We start from the raw sequence: 15,906 nt of genomic DNA on the forward strand, positions 1-15,906 counted from the left end.
GGACGTATCGTTCGGGTTCATCGGCGTCCGGTTCACCCCCACGCGCGTGGGGACAACGGTCGAGGTGCCGAAGCGAGGGATGGTCTCCCCGGTTCACCCCCACGCGCGTGGGGACAACGCAGCTCCTGGAACAGGATCAGCTCATCGGTGCGGTTCACCCCCACGCGCGTGGGGACAACACTAACGAAACCCGCATGGGACAAGGCCCGCTCCAGAAAACCGGGGGTTTTAGTATCAGTTCAACAAACACTAAACCGCCGCCCAATCCATTTACTACTCCATCAACTCTCGCGTTCCCTGCCATTCATCACCTTTCCCGGTCCAGGGCGCTCACCTTGTGCTCGAACTCCTGCTCCAGCATCTTCTCCTGCAGCTGGCGGAACTGCAAATACACCTCCTCTTCCACAAGCCCCCGGTCCAGTCGCCGCATCGAGCTCTCCAACTCGTTCACCAAGTTCGTCGGCGCATAGCGCCCGACGTGGCGCGGATCCACGCCGCCCACGCAGAGCGGTCGGTCGCTGGCCACGCGTTCCCGGATCAGCCGCCACAGAGGCTCGACCTGGCGAGTCGAACGCCAGAACGGGTAGACGTTCGGCCTGAGGAGCCCATCCACGTCCGACGGCCCGGCGATGAAGTCCCACGCATGGGTCAGCGAGAAGAAGCACGACTCGATAAGCAGCACATCATAGCCGTGATGCAGGTGCAGGTATTCCACCAGCCGGGCCTTGGCCGCGAAGATCGCCGTGGTTCTGTTCGCCGAGCAGAACGACTCGTGCGTCGGCGATGGCGTTGGTGGCGTTGGCAACGGCCGCAAGCGGATCCCGGTGCTCCTCTGACACCGGAACCGCTGAGCGCACAAGCTGCTCCACGGGGCTCCCCTCCCTCTTACGTTCACGAGCCGCAACGGCGAGTCGCCTTGCAGAGCGCCTCAGGAACCGGCTGCCTGACCCAAACGACGAGTATTGTAGCGAAAACAGAGACTCGTAGGAAGGCATGCCGGGGGAGGGCCTGCATGAAGCTCAGCAGCGGACGTGCAGCCTCAGTCGTGGTTCCCGCCATTCTGCTTGTGGGGTGCACCGTGCCGGGCATCGGCCAGCAGCCGGACGTGCCATCCGGCGTTCACTTGCTGGCGGATGCCATCATGAGCATCGTGCGGCTCGATCAGGGACAGCTCGAGGTCAAGTTTTCGGCGCACAACGTGAACGCAGGAACGGAAACCTGCACGGAGGCTGAGTCGGCTGTGGACTGGTGGCCCCCAGAGCTGCGGGATCGGATCATCCGCGAGACCACGTGGGGGTGGCGCCGGGGCGGGACACCTGTCCATCCAGGCCAGCGGGAGGCCCCTAAGGGCGAGACCTTGTTTGACGTCACGGGCATGTCGGAAGACCAGGTGCTTCAACTCCTTGAAGACCTGACGGTAACTATTCGTTGTAACTCGCCCGACGGATATATGAACCGAGTGTTGCTCACGTTGAAGGATGAACGGCAGTGAAAGGGGTTTTGGTGCAATCAGGGGGAATCGGGCTTGCGCGGGTAGAAACCCGCGCCAACGCGTCGGTGCGCCCGCCCAGTCCGTCTCGGCAGGTCCGCCAGCCGGTTGGCGCCCCTGGAGACCGCCCATGCTCCCCGCACTCACTTCACCACCACCGACTCCTCCCCCACGATGCGGGCCAGGGCGTTCACCATCGACGGCGTCACCGTCACCCGCAGGTGGTCGTGCACCTCGATCCACTTCCCAGCGGGCTCCATCTTGATCCGCACCGGCGTGGACCCCGGGTGGGCACGCAGCACCCGCTCCACCTTTCGCATGAGCGGTGAGTCCTGCTTGAGCGCGGGGACGCGCAGGTACACACAGCGCGGCTGCTGGGCCGGTGCCTCCCCGGCGGCCGGCCCTGCGGGTGTGCCGCGTGCGGTACCCCCGCCCGGCCCCCTACCAGCCGCGGCGGACGGGGTCCCTCGAACCGGAGCCCCGGCCTGCACCGCCCCGCCGCGCGGCGGGGTGCCCTGCTGGGGTGCCTGCCGCCCGGGCTCCGCCGGGACCTCCCGCACGACCCCGGCGCGCTCAGCCCGCGCCGACTCCGCGTACGACTCACCCGTCCCGTGAGGGCCGGCAGGCGCACTCGCCGCGGGCCGCGCCCGCACAGGCGTCGCTGCTGCCTCCGGCGGCTGCGGCCGCCGGGGCTTCGCGTCGTCCCGCAGCAAGGCCACCTCGTCGGCCAGCACCTTCACTTCCTCCTCCTGCACCTGCAGCCGGCCCCGCACCAGCAGGGGCTGCTCCTCCCGCAGCACCCGGGCGCAGGCCTGCAGCACCCGCGGGAAGACCACCACCTCCACCTGACCCGTCTGGTCCTCCAGGGTCAGGAAAGCCATGTTGGCACCGGCACGGGTGGTCACCTGCTTCAGCCCGGCGAGCATCCCGCCCACCGCCACCCGGGCGCCGTCCCGCTGCTCCGGCAGCGCCGCCACCGGGATGCAGCCGTGCACCGCCAGGGCTGCCTGGTACTGGCGCAGGGGGTGACCCGACACGTAGAAGCCCAGCACCTCCTTCTCCATCGCCAGCAGCCGCTGCGGCGGCAGTTCGGGGATGTCGGGCAGATCGCCCTGGCCGCCGCCCTGCGGCCCCGACACGCCCAGGTCGAAGAGCGAGATCTGCCCCGCCTGGCGGTGGCGCTGCAGCTTCTGCGCGTCGTCCAGGATCCGGTCCAGCGCCTCCAGCATCTGCGACCGGCGGGCGGGTCGGCCGCCCGGCGGCGCGACCCGGTCGAACGCCCCGGCCATGATCAGCGACTCGATCGCCCGGCGGTTGAGCGGCCTCAGGTCCACCCGCTCGCAGAAGTCCCGGAGTCCCGTGAAGGGGCCCCCTTGCTCCCGGGCGGCCACGATGGCGTCCACGGCGTTCCAGCCCACGTTCTTCACCGCGCCGAGGCCGAAGCGGATCGTCTGGCCGTCGGGCACGAACCGGGTGTACGAGGTGTTCACATCCGGCGGCAGCACCTGGATGCCCAGCCGGCGGCATTCTTCAATGTAGAGCGCCAGCTTCGCCTCCTGGCCCATCACCGAGTTCATGAGCGCGGCCATGAAGGCCACGGGGTAGTGCCGCTTCAGGTAGGCCGTCTGGTAAGCCACCTTGGCGTACGGCGTGGCGTGGCACTTGTTGAAGCCGTAGTTGGCGAAGCGGATCATCTGGTCATAGAGGGCCGTCGCCACCTCGTGGCTGTAGCCGCGCTGCTCCAGGGCCTCCATGAACAGGCGGCCGTACTTCTCCATGTCGCCCCGCTTCTTCTTGGCGATGGCCCGGCGGAGCAGGTCGGCCTGCCCGAGGGAAAGCCCCGCCAGCCGGTGGGCGATCTGGATGATCTGCTCCTGGTAGACCATCACCCCGTAGGTCTCGCTCAGGATCGGCTCCAGGTCGGGGTGCAGGTACGTCACCGACGCCGGGTTCTGCTTGCCGGCGATGTAGTCGGGAATGTGCTCCATGGGCCCCGGGCGGCAGAGGGAGATGGTGGCGATGATGTCCTCGAAGCGGGTGGGCTTCATCTGCCGGAGCACGTCGGCCACCCAGCCCGCCTCCAGCTGGAAGATCCCCAGCGTCTCGCCGCGGGCGAGCATGGCGTAGGTCTCGGGGTCGTCCAGCGGCACCTTCTCGATGTCGAAGTCCGGCTGCTCCCGCCGCACGAACTTCACGGCGTGGTCGATCACCGTGAGCGTGCGGAGGCCCAGGAAGTCCATCTTGAGCAGCCCGATCTCTTTCAGCTGGTCCATGTCGAACTGGGTGACGATCGAGTCGTCGCCCATGCGGTAGAGCGGCACGCGCTCCACCAGCGGCTCGGCCGTGATCACCACCCCGGCGGCGTGGACCGACGGGTTCCGGGGCATGCCCTCCACCGCCCGGGCGGTGTCGATGAGCGTGCGGATCTCCGGCCGCTCCTCATAGAGCGTCCGCAGCTCCTCCACCTTCTCCAGGGCGGCGTCGAGACTCTGGCCCCAGGGCAGGAGCTTCGCCACCCGGTCCACCTCGCCGTAGCCCATGCCGAGGGCGCGGCCCACGTCCCGCACCGCCGCCCGGGCGGCCATGGTGTTGAAGGTGATCACCTGGGCCACGCAGTCGGCCCCGTACTTGCGGTGGACGTACTCGATCACCTCGCCCCGCCGCTCGTAGCAGAAGTCGATGTCGAAGTCGGGCATGTCCACCCGCTCCGGGTTCAGGAAGCGCTCGAAGAGCAGGCCGTAGCGCAGCGGGTCCACGTCGGTGATGCCCAGCACGTAGGCCACCAGCGACGAGGCCCCGGATCCCCGCCCCGGACCCACGGGGATCCCCCGGGAGCGGGCGTACTCCACGAAGTCCCACACGATCAGGAAGTAGCCCGGGAAGCCCATGCTGATGATCACGTTCAGCTCGTGCTCCAGCCGCTCCATCGCCCCGGGCGGCGGGTTGCCGCCGTAGCGGGGGCCGATGCGGTCGTAGCAGAGCTTGCGCAGGTAGCTGGCGGCGTCGTACCCCGGCGGCAGGGCGTAGTTGGGCAGGTGGATCTGCCCGAAGGGGATCTCCACGTTGCAGCGCTCGGCGATGGCCAGGCTGTTCTCCAGGGCGCCGGGCACGTGGCCGAAGCGCCAGTACATCTCCTCCGCCGACTTCACGTAGAGCTCGTTGGACCCGATCCGGAGGCGGTTGGGGTCATCGACGGTCTTGTTGGTGCCGATGCAGATGAGCACGTCCTGGATGCGGGCGTCCTGCGGCAGCAGGTAGTGCGCGTCATTGGTGGCCACCACCGGCAGCCCCTGCTCCAGGAGGAACCGGTTCAGCCCCTGCTGCTCGGGCAGGCCCAGGTCCTGCAGCTCCAGGAAGTAGTGGTCCGGCCCGAAGATCTCCCGGTAGCGGCCGATGGCCTTGCGGGCCTCGTCGGGCTGGCCCGCCAGGAACTTCTGCGCCACCTCGCCGGCGAGGCACCCGGAGAGGACGATCAGCCCCTCCCGGTGCTGGTGGAGCAGATCCAGGTCTACCCGGGGCTTGTAGTAGAAGCCCTCGGTGTAGCCGGCCGAAACCAGCTTGATCAGGTTCTTGTAGCCGGTGTAGTTCTCGGCCAGCACCGTGAGGTGGTACGGCTTGTCACCGCCGGTCTTCACGTGGCGGGAACCGGGGGCGACGTAGAGTTCGCAGCCGATGATCGGCTTCACACCGTGCTGGCGCATGGCCTTATAAAAAGGAAGCACGCCGAAGAGCACGCCGTGGTCCGTGATGGCCATGGCCCGCATGCCCAACTCCGCGGCGCGCTGCGCCAGGGGCTCGATGCGGTTGGCCCCGTCCAGCAGCGAGTATTCGGTGTGCACATGCAGATGCACGAACTCCGGGCGGCCCATCCTTCGGTCACCTCGCTCGCTCACTGGGGCAATGATTCGCCGCGGGGGCGACCCGAACCTGCATTCGTCTTTCGTCTGGACCGCGACCAAACGGAGTAGAATGCCCAACCGGACGGCCCCTGCGGGCGGGCCGCAGGGGGCCGGGGGCGGGACCTGCGGCGGCGGGTACGGTGCAGCCACCGCAGGCCCTCTGGTATAATGAAGACTTGCGGTGTGACCGACAAGGGGAGGCATGTCACCGGATGACGGCAGACTGGAAACGCAACATCATCCTGTTCCTCGGCAGCCAGACCATCTCGCTCTTCGGCTCTGCCCTGGTTCAGTACGCCATCACGTGGTACATCACGCTGACCACCCAGTCCGGCGCCATGATGACCATCGCCATCGTCTGCGGCTTCCTCCCCACCTTCTTCCTCTCGCCCTTCGCGGGCGTGTGGGCCGACCGGTACAGCCGCAAGTGGCTCATCGCCCTGTCAGACGCCCTGATCGCGCTGGCCACCCTGATCATGGCCCTGCTCTTCCTGGCCGGGCACGGCTCGCTCTGGCTGCTCTTCGCCATGTCGGCCATCCGCGCCCTCGGCGGGGCCGTGCAGCAGCCGGCGGTGGGCGCCATCCTCCCCGACATCGTGCCCGTGGAGCAGCTCACGCGGGTAAACGCCACCAACGGCAGCATCCAGTCGCTGGTGAGCCTCGTCTCGCCGATGGTGGCCGGTGCGCTGCTCTCCATGGCCTCCATCGAGGCCATCTTCTTCATCGACGTCGTCACCGCTGCGGTAGCCATCCTCACGCTGCTCACGCTGGTGAAGGTGAAGGTCCACGCCAAGGCGCAGCAGGCCCAGTCGGTGGGGTACTTCGCTGACATGCGGCAGGGCTTTGCCTACATCGGCAGCCATGCCTACGTGAAGCGGTTCTTCGCGTTCTGTGCGGTCCTCTACGTGCTGGTCGTGCCGGCCGCCTTCCTCACGCCCCTGCAAGTGGCGCGCTCCTTCGGCGAGGACGTCTGGCGGCTGACCGCCATCGAGGTCGCCTTCTCGGGCGGCATGCTGGTGGGCGGTGGCCTCGTCGCACTGTGGGGCGGCCTCCGCAACCGGGTTCACACCATGGCCCTCGCCTGCCTGGTCATGGGCGCCTGCACGGTGGGCCTGGGCGTGGTGCGGAACTTCTGGATCTACCTGGGCCTCAACAGCCTTTACGGCATCGCCCTGCCCTACTTCAACACGCCGTCCATGGTGCTGGTGCAGGAGAAGGTAGAGGCCGACCTCCTGGGCCGCGTGTTCGGGGTCTTCGGGATGATCACCAGCGCCATGATGCCCCCGGCCATGCTCGTCTTCGGGCCGGTTGCGGACGTGGTGCCGATCGAGCGGCTGCTGGTGGGCACCGGCGCCGTGATGCTCCTCGCCTCCCTCTTCCTCATGAGCGACCGGGTGCTGGTGGCCGCCGGGCGGCCGGCGGCGTAGCGACCGGCTACAGCATCTCCAGCGGCACCTTCCGTGTGGGCGCCGGGAAGGCCCGGTCCAGTTCGGCCAGGTCCTCAGCAGTGAGCTGCAGCGCCAGCGCCGCCCGGTTCTCCCGCACGTGCTCCGGGCGGGCGGCCTTTGGGATCACCAGGATGTCCCCCTGCCAGAGCAGCCACGCCAGGGCGCCCTGCGCCGGCGTGGCGCCGTGGCGTGCGGCCACCCGCTGCAGGACGGGATGCCGCAGCATCCGGCCCTGCTCGATGGGCGAGTAGGCCATGATCGGGATGCGCCGCTGCCGGCACCAGGGCAGGAGGTCGTACTCGATGCCCCGCCGGGTGAGGTTGTAGAGCACCTGGTTGGCGGCCACCTGTTCGCCGCCCCCGAGGCGCGCCAGCTCCTCCATGTCGGCGGTGTCGAAGTTGCTCACGCCCCAGTGGCGGATCTTGCCGTCCCGCTGCAGCTGCAATAATGCCTCGAGCGTCTCCGCCAGGGGCACCCGCCCCCGCCAGTGGAGCAGGTAGAGGTCGATCCGGTCGGTCCGCAGGCGCCGGAGCGACCGCTCGCAGGCGGCGATGGTCCCCTTCCTGCTGGCGTTGTACGGGAGCACCTTGCTCACCAGGAAGACTTCGTCCCGGCGGCCGGCAATCGCCTCGGCCACCACCTCCTCGGCGCCGCCGTCGGCGTACATCTCGGCCGTGTCGATGAGCGTCATGCCCAGGTCGAGCCCCAGGCGAAGGGCGGCCGCCTCCTCGCGTCGGGCGTGCGGACGCTCGCCCATGCGCCAGGTGCCCTGGCCGAGGATCGGAACGGTCTCCCCGGAGGGAAGGGCGAGCCGCGGAACCGGTCCCACGGGATCCTGCCGTGTCATGGGGTTCCCTCCTCGCTGCGGCAGTGGTCAGCCCCATCGTACCACAGTGAAGAGTGCGAGGCACTGCGGTGGCCGTCGCCCCGGGAAGGAACCGCACGGCCGCCGCACGAATTTTAGTTGTTTATCACCATGCGGATGTGAGGCATCAGGATGGTCACCGTTCAAGGCAGCTTCGTCCCTTACCGCGCCGCTGGCTTCTTCTTTGTCTGGGGCCTTGACCCCGCGGTCAGCACCGCCCCGCCCGACCGCGCCCGGGCCGTCCCCGTTCACGCCGGGGCCGTGGCGCCCGAGCAGTTCTGCCCGGTGCTTCGGGGGCTGCCCTACCTGAGCGCCCTCACCCTGGTGCAGTGGCAGCCCGGTCCCGACGGCCCCTGGCCCGCCAGGGTCCCGGGGGTCGCGCTGGCCTTGCCCAACGCCGTCCAGTGGCTGCTCGACCTGGAAGCGCATTTCGGGGGCACCGCCCTCCGGCCGGGGCAGAGCCTCCGGCTCTGGAGCGTGGCCGCCAAGCTGCTGCTGGAGTTCCTCGGCCGGGGCCAGGTGCTTCCGGTACTCCGCACCGAAGCCGGGGTGCTGACCGCCGACTGGTCACTCCACCTGACCGATCCCGACGATGCCCGGCGCGTCGCCGCCCTCGCCGCCGCCCTGCCGGACGCCTGCCGCGCCCTGGTACCCCCCGACCGGGACCGCCGCGCCTACGCCCTGCCCGACGCCGATGCTCTCCTGCGGCAGTTCCTGCACACCGCGGCCGCCGGCATGGTGCGCCTGCTCCTGGAAGGGGTTCCCCTCCCCAAAGCGCAGTCGCTGCAGGACACCGCCCTGCGCCACTGGCTGGCCGCCCTGGCCGGTGCCGCGCCCCGCGACCTTCCCCCCGGCCTCCCCGGCGAACAGGAGCTCTTCGCCGCGGTCGACCGCTGGACCGCTCCCGCCACCGGCGTGCTGGGCCACACAGCGCTGCGCACCGGCCTCCGCCTCAATCCGCCCGGCTCCGGGACGGATGGAGAGTGGGAGCTGGAGCTCACGCTGCACGCCCCTGAAGAGGGCGCTCCTCCCATCACCGCCGATGCGGTCTGGGAGAGCCTGGGGCACGACGTGGAAATCGGCGGGCAGCACTACCGCAATGCCGAGCAACGGCTGCTGGCCGACCTGCCTGCGATGGCCCACCTCTACCCGCCACTGGCGCCGCTGCTGCGTGAAGCTGCCCCCGCCCGCACCGCCGTCACCACCGACGACGTGCTCGCCCTACTGCAGGAAGGCGCCCTGCTGCTTCAACAGGCCGGCCACCCAGTGCTGCTGCCGGCGGCCCTGGTGAGGCCGGCCTCCCTGCGGGTGGCGATGCGACTGAGCCCCGCCGGGGGCCGCCCCAGGCACTTCGGCCTGCACCAGATCGTGGACGTGCGGTGGGACGTGGCCCTGGGCGACGCCCCGCTCACGCTGGACGAGCTGCGCCAGCTGGCCCGGCAGAAGCGGCCGCTGGTGCAGATGCAGGGCCGGTGGGTGCGGGTGGACGAGCGCACGCTGGCCGCGGTGCTCCGGCGCATTGAGCAGCACGGCGAGCAGGTGGAACTGGGCACGGCCCTGCACCTCGCCCCCGAGGTGGATGAGACCACGGCAACCGGCTGGATCGCCGACCTGCTGGGGCGGCTGCAGGAACCTGCCCGGGTGGAGCCGGTGCCTGCCCCCAGGGGGTTCGTGGGCACCCTGCGCCCCTATCAGGAACGGGGGCTCGCCTGGCTGGCGTTCCTGCGCCGCTACGGCCTGGGCGCCTGCCTGGCCGACGACATGGGCCTGGGCAAGACCGTGCAGCTCATCGCCCTGCTGCTCTGGGAGCGGGAGGCCGGGCTGGCGACGGGGCCGACGCTGCTGGTGTGCCCCGTGTCAGTGCTGGGCAACTGGAAGCGGGAGCTCGGCCGCTTCGCCCCGGACTTGCGGGTGATGGTCCACCACGGGGCCGGGCGCCTCGGCGAGCAGGACTTCGCCCGGGAGGCGGCAGCGCACGACGTGGTGCTCACCACCTACTCCCTGGTCGCCCGGGACGCCGACCTGCTGGCCCGGGTGGCGTGGAACGGCGTGGTGGCCGACGAGGCGCAGAACCTGAAGAACCCCGCCACCCAGCATGCCCGGGCGCTCCATCGTCTGGCGGGCGGGTACCGCGTCGCCCTCACCGGCACGCCCATCGAAAACCATCTCGGCGACCTCTGGTCGATCTTCCAGTTCCTCAACCCGGGCCTGCTGGGCAGCTACGAGGAGTTCCAGCGGCGCTATGCCCTGCCGATCCAGCGGTTCCAGGACGAGGAGGCGACCCGGCGGCTGCGCCGGCAGGTGGGCCCGTTCATCCTGCGCCGGCAGAAGGACGACCCGGCCATCGCCCCGGATCTGCCCGAGAAACTGGAGAACACGGAAATCGTCCACCTCTCGGTGGAGCAGGCGGCGCTCTACGAGGCGATCGTGCAGGAGACCCTGGAGCGGGCGGCCCAGACGGAGGGTATCCAGCGGCACGGTGCGGTTCTGGCTGGCCTCACCCGGCTCAAGCAGGTCTGCAACCACCCCGCGGCCCTTTCCGACGACGGGCCGCTGGTGGGGGAGAGCGGCAAGATCGAGCGGCTGGTGGAGCTGCTGCAGGAGGTGCTGGCGGCGGGGGAGCAGGCCCTGCTCTTCACGCAGTTCGCCCGCTTCGGCGCCCGGCTGCAGCCGTACCTGGCCGGCCGGCTGGGCTGCGCGGTGCTCTTCCTCCACGGCGGCACACCCCAGCCCGAGCGGGAGCGGCTGATCGCCCGCTTTCAGGCCGGCGAGGCGCCCCTCTTTCTCCTCTCGCTCCGGGCCGGCGGGCTGGGGCTCAACCTCACTGCCGCCACCCACGTATTCCACATCGACCGCTGGTGGAACCCGGCGGTAGAGGACCAGGCCACCGACCGGGCCTACCGCATCGGCCAGACCCACCGGGTGCTGGTGCACCGGCTGATCACCGCCGGCACGCTGGAGGAGCGCATCGACCGCCTGCTGGCCGAGAAGCGGTCGCTCTCGCAGCAGGTGATCGGCGCCGGAGAGGCCTGGCTGGGCAACCTCTCCACCGAGGAGCTGCGGGCCCTCATCACGCTGGAGCGGGAGGGATAGGCCGTGCCCAACTGGATAAGCGAGCACTGGCTCTCCTACCTGCAGCGCGAGCTGCTCCTGCTGCCCATGACGCCCGGCCAGCGGAAGAGCGCGGAGCGGGGCGACGCCCGCCTCTCCTTCGCCCGGGGTACGATCACCGCCAAGGTGGAGGTAGGTCACGCCGGGGCCACCGAAACGGCCACGATGAAGTTCAAGCCCTTCGGGCAGCGGGAGTGGCGCCGCCTCGAGGAGGCCATCGCCGCAGACCCTGGGGCAGCCCGGCGCCTCCTGAGCGGCGGTCTGGGCCCGGAGCTCGAGGAGGTCTTCAACCGCGCCGGACTGAGCCTGTTCCCCGCGGGCCACGGCCGTCAGTTCCGCTGCACCTGCCGGGAGCGGTGGGGCTGCCGGCACCAGCGGGTCCTGGCGGTCCGCGCGGCCCGGATGTTCGACGCCAATCCCTTCCTCTGGCTCGAGGTCCTGGGCCGGCCCCGGGAAGAACTGCTGGCCGGGGTGCGGACCCGCCTGGCGGACCAGTCCGTAGCTGCGACCGCCGGGGCCGCGCAGAACGTGACAGGAGGCCAGACCGAAGCGGCCGACACGGGGTCAGCGAACCCCGGGCCGGCGGTGAGTTCCTTCTGGCTCGACCCCGAGCGGTTCCTGGAGACCGGGGCCGATCCGGCCGGCATCCCGGTGCGGCCGGGGGAGGCGCCCGTACCCGACGCCCTCCTCAAGGAGCTGGGGCCGCTGCCGCTTCCGCCGCAGCTGAACCGCACCCGCCGGTACGAACTGGTCCAGGTCACCCGCTGGGGCCAGACCTTTACCGTGCACCAGGCCGTGGAGGAGACGGCCGAGCAAGTGCTGGCCCGCTACTACGCCGCCATCAGCGCCGGTGCAGCGGCGTTAGCCCGGGGGGAGCGCGCGCCCGCGTACCGGGAGGAGCCCCTGCCCGGCAAGCGTATCCCCCTGCAGCCGCGCCTGGCGGCGGAGATCCAGGCGGTGGTGGACGAACGGGAGGGCGCCGTCGCCCTGCAGGATCTGGTGAGGTCCTGCCCCACGGCGGCCGCCCTCCCCGGCGAGAGTGCGCTGCAGACTGTCCGGGACGCCGCGGCGGCCCTGCCCGGCGACTACCGGATACTCGCCGACCGGTACGTGGGCCGGCGGGACAAGCTGCTCTCCGGTGCCACGTTCCGGCACGTGATCACGTGGCCGGAGTGGCAGGCCCGGCGGCTCAGCCCCTCGGGGGACTGGTTCCGGGCGCTCCGGCTGGCAGGGTTCAAGCCGCCGTTTGCGGTGGAGTTCGCGGCAGCAGACGGGACAGCCGGGGCGGCCGGCAGAGCCGCCGGGACGACCGGGGGGCCGGAGTCCCGTACCGGCGGGGGTACAGGTGCAGAAACAGCGCAGCCGGCGCTGCTGTGCATCGACAGCGCCGGCTTCAGGACAGACACGGACCCCGTGTTCGCCGTGCTTCAACCTGCGGTGGGGGATGAACTCCTCATCGCCGTGGCACAGGCGGCTCCCCTCCGGCTGGTCATCCGACTGCGCCGGCGGGCCGAACGCAACCCGTGGGAGCCGCTCCCGGCCGACCAGGCAGCCGCCCGCGTCCTTTCCACGGCCATCGCGCCAGACCCGTACCGGGGCCTGACCGAGGCCGAGGCCATTCAACTCCTGCTCGCGGAGGGCTTCTACCGGCCGGACCGCATGCCCGACCCGGTCTGGCTGCTTCCCTCCCCGGCCGTGGGCGAATCGCTGCAATGGGGCTCCGGACGGCGGTTGGTGACCTCCTACTGGTGGCGGTCCGCGCTGCTGCCGGGGTCCACGCCCCCGTACTGGCGGGACGGAGGGCAGCTCACAGCCGGCTTTGCACGCCACCTGGCGGAGCTCCGGCCCCACGAGCAGCGTGCGGCGTCGGCGCTGGTGGAGGCGTGGGCCCAGCGGTGGTCCGGGAACCCGCTCGACCCCATCCAGCGACCTCCGCTGGCCGCCTTCCTTCACTTCCTGCTTCACCGTGTGCCCGTGATCGCCCGGCAGACGAACATCCCGGCGGAAGTCGCCCTGGGGATACTCGACGGGTGGTTCCGCTACCTCGTGCAACTGGCTCCGGCCATGGCGGAGGTCTATGCCCCGTTCACGGTGGCCTGCGCCGCGGTGGAGCCCATCCGGCACCGGCTGGAGACACTGCCCCGTCTGCATACGGCGGAGTTCGAGCTGTGGGAGATGGAGGGGTTCCGCTGGCTGGGCCCGGAATTGAGTCTGTAGGCGTCGTGCCGGACCGGGGTGCGCCATCGCCCCGGCATCGTGTTACCGCACCCGCAGGGCCCAGCGCCGGGAGAGGTCAGCCATGTCGTGGAACCCCAGCCCCGCGGCAATGCCCTCGAGGGCCCTGGCATGGTGCTGCGGCAGCCAGGTGGCGCCGGCGATCACGGTCACACCCGTGTCGGCGAACACCTCCGGGTAGAGCGGCGTGCTGGGGCCGATCACCACCACCTCCCGGGCTTTGGTGCACCAGGGCAGCACCGCCTCAAGGGTGCCGTTGGTCACCGCCGACCCCGTCACGAACACCACGTCGCACAGGGGCAGCAGTTCGGGTTGTTGCTCCACGGGGCGGATTCCCGGTTCGCCCTCCAGCGACCGGTCAAACACGATGAGATGGGCCGCCCATCCCGCCAGCCGCCGGTGCATGGAGTGGATCAACCCGATCAGCCCCACCGTGTCGGTCGGGCGCACGGGCACGGTGGTCGCTACGTCGGGGTCCTCCAGGCACCGGGACGGGTCGGACTGCGCCACGGCGTTGCAGACGGCCAGGCCGAGCGCACGGGAGACCAGGTCGGGCTCCAGCAGTCTGGCGGCCAGATCCGCGGCCGGCATGCCGATGAATGGGGCGGGATCCGGGAAGACCGGTTCCACGATCCGCCGCTCCCCCGGCAGGGCGTAGGCCGCACCCAACTCGCCACTGTCCAGCAGCACGCCGACCAGCTGATTGCCGATCCGCACCTCCTGCACCCGCTTGTCCGCCAAACGTGGTACCGCAGCTTCGTACAGACGTTCCAGCAGCATATCGAGCAACCTCGCTTTCCCTGACTCGGACACCGGCTGCCTCGAACGTGCCATCTGACGCCCCCCTCAGGAGGGGCCGTCGGCCAACAGCCGCCCGCCCAGGCTATTCCACCCGCAGCGTCACGCTCACCCGCCCCTGCAGGTGCTTGAAGTGCGCCCCGGCGGCGATCTGCGCCAGGGCCGCGTCCGGGTCGGCGATCTGCCAGCGGAAGCCCGCCAGCACCGTCACCCCCGTGCCGGCGAAGGCCTCGGGGTAGAGCGGCGTGCTGGGGCCGATCAGCACCACTTCCCGGGCCCGGGTGCAGTAGGTGAGCAGCCGCTCCAGCGTGCAGTTGATGAGCGCCGAGCCCGTGATGAAGACCAGGTCGCACAGCGGCAGGAGCTCGGGCTGGCAGGACTCGGGGTAGACGTCCTCCTGGTCCTCCTCCGACCGGTCGAAGATGATCGTCCGCGCCGCCTCCGCCTGCACGCGCCGCACCACCGAGCCGACGTACCCCACGAACCCCACGGTGTCGCTGGCGCGGGCGGGGACAGCGGCGGCCGCGTCGGGGTCCACCAGGCAGCGGGCCGGGTCGGGCTCGGCCACCGCGTTGCAGAGGGCCACACCCAGCGCCCGGTCGAAGGTGTTCGCCCCCGGCAGGCAGCGGCGGGCCACCTCCAGCGCCGGCCGCCCCGCCAGGGCGGCTACATGGCCGGCGACCTCGCTCACCGACGGCTCCCCGTCCCGGCGCTCACCCGGCAGGTGGTAGCCCGCGCCGAAGCGGCCGTCGTCCAGCACGACGCCGACGATCTTGGGGCCCACCTGCACCGCCCGCACCCGCCGTTCGGCGAGGCGGGGCTCGGCCGCCTCCAGCACCCGCTCCAGCAGCATTGCGACCTACCCTCTTTCCCGTCACGGTACTGCGCCATCGGCGCGGAAGCGCAGCAGCATGGCATGCGTAAGCCCTGCGCGGCGCACTCGACACTCACCCTCGCCCCTACCGTTCGTCGGTCACGATCATCCGCCGCCCGTCGGGCAGCTGCACCACATCGATCGGCATCTGGTAGAGCGCCTGCAGGTGCGCCGGGGTCATCACCTCGGCGGCGGGCCCTTCCCGGTAGACCCGGCCCTCCTGCAGCATGATCACCCGGTCGGCGAACGCCAGGGCCAGGTTCGGGTCGTGCATGGCCACCAGCACCCCCACCCCCCGCTCCCGGGCGATGCGCCGCACCATCGCCAGGATGGCGTGCTGGTTGGCGAAGTCCAGGTGCGAGGTGGGCTCGTCCATGAGCAGATAGGGCGTCTCCTGCGTGAGGGCCCGGGCGATCAGCACCAGCTGGCGCTCGCCGCCGCTGATCGCCATGTAGTCCCGCCCCGCCAGGTGGGCGACGCCCACCGCCTCCATGGCGGCGCGGGCGACGGCATAATCCCGCTGCCCCGGGCGGGAGACCAGGCTCAGGTGGGGATTGCGCCCCATCACCACCAACTCTTCGACGCCGTAGGGGAAGACCCCTTGGTGCTCCTGCGGCACGAACGCGATGCGCCGGGCCACCTCGGCACGGGGGCTCCGGGCCACGTCGTGCCCGTCTACCTGGATCACCCCGGCCTGCGGGCGCAGGATGCCGTTCACCAGCCGGATCAGCGTGGTCTTCCCCGAGCCGTTGCGCCCCAGGAGGCAGGTGATGGCCCCCTGCGGCACGGTGAAGCTGGCGCCGCGGATGACCTCGGCGCCCCGGTAGCCGAAGCGGACCGCCTCCACAGTAATGGCCATCGCCTACCGCCATGCCTCCCTTCTGCCGCTGATCAGGAGGTAGCCGAAGAAGGGCGCCCCGATGGCCGAGGTCAGGATGCCCACCGGGATCTCCGCGGTGGTGAGCGACCGGGCCAGATCGTCCATCAGCAGCATGAAGCCGGCGCCGAAGAGCATGGCCACCGGCATCGACCGGTCGTGGTCCGCGCCCGCCAGCATGCGGGCGATATGGGGCACGACCAGGCCGACCCAGGAGATGGTGCCCGCCACGCTGACGGACCCGGCCACCATCAGCGTAGCCGCCGCGATGAGCAGCGGGCGGAGCACCTGCACATTCAACCCGAGGGAG

General features: G+C 70.6%; 11 protein-coding genes and 1 CRISPR repeat array. Of the genes, 4 read left to right on the plus strand and 7 right to left on the minus strand.

The annotated features are described in order from the left end of the window. Positions 1-25 precede the first annotated feature (25 nt). A CRISPR array of direct repeats spans positions 26-179; the repeat unit is 29 nt; unit sequence CGGTTCACCCCCACGCGCGTGGGGACAAC. 128 nt (positions 180-307) lie between these two features. After that, positions 308-715, minus strand: coding sequence for a hypothetical protein (locus AB2385_RS14935; RefSeq protein WP_367655805.1), 408 nt, complete (start codon positions 713-715; stop codon positions 308-310). Between the two features lie 297 nt (positions 716-1,012). On the opposite strand from AB2385_RS14935, the gene AB2385_RS14940 reads away from it, so the two are divergent. Beyond that, the gene (locus AB2385_RS14940) at positions 1,013-1,492 is read left to right on the plus strand and encodes a hypothetical protein (RefSeq protein ID WP_367655806.1); all 480 of its coding nucleotides are present in this window, start codon (positions 1,013-1,015) and stop codon (positions 1,490-1,492) included. A gap of 140 nt (positions 1,493-1,632) precedes the next feature. Here AB2385_RS14940 and AB2385_RS14945 read toward each other — a convergent pair whose 3' ends face one another. Continuing rightward, positions 1,633-5,358, minus strand: a complete 3,726-nt coding sequence (locus tag AB2385_RS14945; RefSeq protein ID WP_367655807.1) for a DNA polymerase III subunit alpha — start codon at positions 5,356-5,358, stop codon at positions 1,633-1,635. A gap of 242 nt (positions 5,359-5,600) precedes the next feature. On the opposite strand from AB2385_RS14945, the gene AB2385_RS14950 reads away from it, so the two are divergent. Further along, a complete protein-coding gene (locus AB2385_RS14950; protein ID WP_367655808.1) occupies positions 5,601-6,815 on the plus strand; it encodes an MFS transporter in 1,215 nt (404 codons plus the stop codon). 7 nt (positions 6,816-6,822) lie between these two features. On the opposite strand, the gene AB2385_RS14955 is transcribed toward AB2385_RS14950, so the two are convergent. Beyond that, positions 6,823-7,683 carry an aldo/keto reductase gene (locus AB2385_RS14955; protein ID WP_367655810.1) on the minus strand — a complete coding sequence of 287 codons (861 nt, stop codon included), beginning with the start codon at positions 7,681-7,683 and terminating at the stop codon, positions 6,823-6,825. A gap of 150 nt (positions 7,684-7,833) precedes the next feature. On the opposite strand from AB2385_RS14955, the gene AB2385_RS14960 reads away from it, so the two are divergent. Together AB2385_RS14960 and AB2385_RS14965 are read left to right on the plus strand one after the other, a co-directional pair. Continuing rightward, entirely contained in the window at positions 7,834-10,794 is a 2,961-nt protein-coding gene (locus AB2385_RS14960) for a DEAD/DEAH box helicase (protein WP_367655811.1), read from the plus strand. Between the two features lie 3 nt (positions 10,795-10,797). Further along, positions 10,798-13,029 carry a hypothetical protein gene (locus tag AB2385_RS14965; protein WP_367655812.1) on the plus strand — a complete coding sequence of 744 codons (2,232 nt, stop codon included), beginning with the start codon at positions 10,798-10,800 and terminating at the stop codon, positions 13,027-13,029. A gap of 42 nt (positions 13,030-13,071) precedes the next feature. Here AB2385_RS14965 and AB2385_RS14970 read toward each other — a convergent pair whose 3' ends face one another. The 4 genes from AB2385_RS14970 to AB2385_RS14985 form a co-directional block, all read right to left on the minus strand. Next, positions 13,072-13,827 carry a DUF364 domain-containing protein gene (locus tag AB2385_RS14970; protein ID WP_367655813.1) on the minus strand — a complete coding sequence of 252 codons (756 nt, stop codon included), beginning with the start codon at positions 13,825-13,827 and terminating at the stop codon, positions 13,072-13,074. 103 nt (positions 13,828-13,930) lie between these two features. Then, positions 13,931-14,698, minus strand: coding sequence for a DUF364 domain-containing protein (locus tag AB2385_RS14975; RefSeq protein ID WP_367655814.1), 768 nt, complete (start codon positions 14,696-14,698; stop codon positions 13,931-13,933). Between the two features lie 106 nt (positions 14,699-14,804). Then, entirely contained in the window at positions 14,805-15,578 is a 774-nt protein-coding gene (locus AB2385_RS14980; protein WP_367655815.1) for an ABC transporter ATP-binding protein, read from the minus strand. A gap of 3 nt (positions 15,579-15,581) precedes the next feature. Next, positions 15,582-15,906 (minus strand): FecCD family ABC transporter permease (locus AB2385_RS14985; RefSeq protein WP_367655816.1); only part of this gene is annotated, 325 nt, incomplete at its 5' end.

Origin of the sequence: Symbiobacterium sp. (genome assembly GCF_040797425.1) — a bacterium.
Classification (GTDB): domain Bacteria; phylum Bacillota; class Sulfobacillia; order Symbiobacteriales; family Symbiobacteriaceae; genus Symbiobacterium.

What these genes read in the sequence shown, in the direction of transcription:
- AB2385_RS14940 (WP_367655806.1), top strand. Translation starts at nt 1,013, where the DNA reads ATGAAGCTCAGCAGCGGACGTGCAGCCTCAGTCGTGGTTCCCGCCATT.
- AB2385_RS14945 (WP_367655807.1), bottom strand. Translation starts at nt 5,358, where the DNA reads ATGGGCCGCCCGGAGTTCGTGCATCTGCATGTGCACACCGAATACTCG.
- AB2385_RS14950 (WP_367655808.1), top strand. Translation starts at nt 5,601, where the DNA reads ATGACGGCAGACTGGAAACGCAACATCATCCTGTTCCTCGGCAGCCAG.
- AB2385_RS14955 (WP_367655810.1), bottom strand. Translation starts at nt 7,683, where the DNA reads ATGACACGGCAGGATCCCGTGGGACCGGTTCCGCGGCTCGCCCTTCCC.
- AB2385_RS14960 (WP_367655811.1), top strand. Translation starts at nt 7,834, where the DNA reads ATGGTCACCGTTCAAGGCAGCTTCGTCCCTTACCGCGCCGCTGGCTTC.
- AB2385_RS14970 (WP_367655813.1), bottom strand. Translation starts at nt 13,827, where the DNA reads ATGCTGCTGGAACGTCTGTACGAAGCTGCGGTACCACGTTTGGCGGAC.
- AB2385_RS14975 (WP_367655814.1), bottom strand. Translation starts at nt 14,698, where the DNA reads ATGCTGCTGGAGCGGGTGCTGGAGGCGGCCGAGCCCCGCCTCGCCGAA.
- AB2385_RS14980 (WP_367655815.1), bottom strand. Translation starts at nt 15,578, where the DNA reads ATGGCCATTACTGTGGAGGCGGTCCGCTTCGGCTACCGGGGCGCCGAG.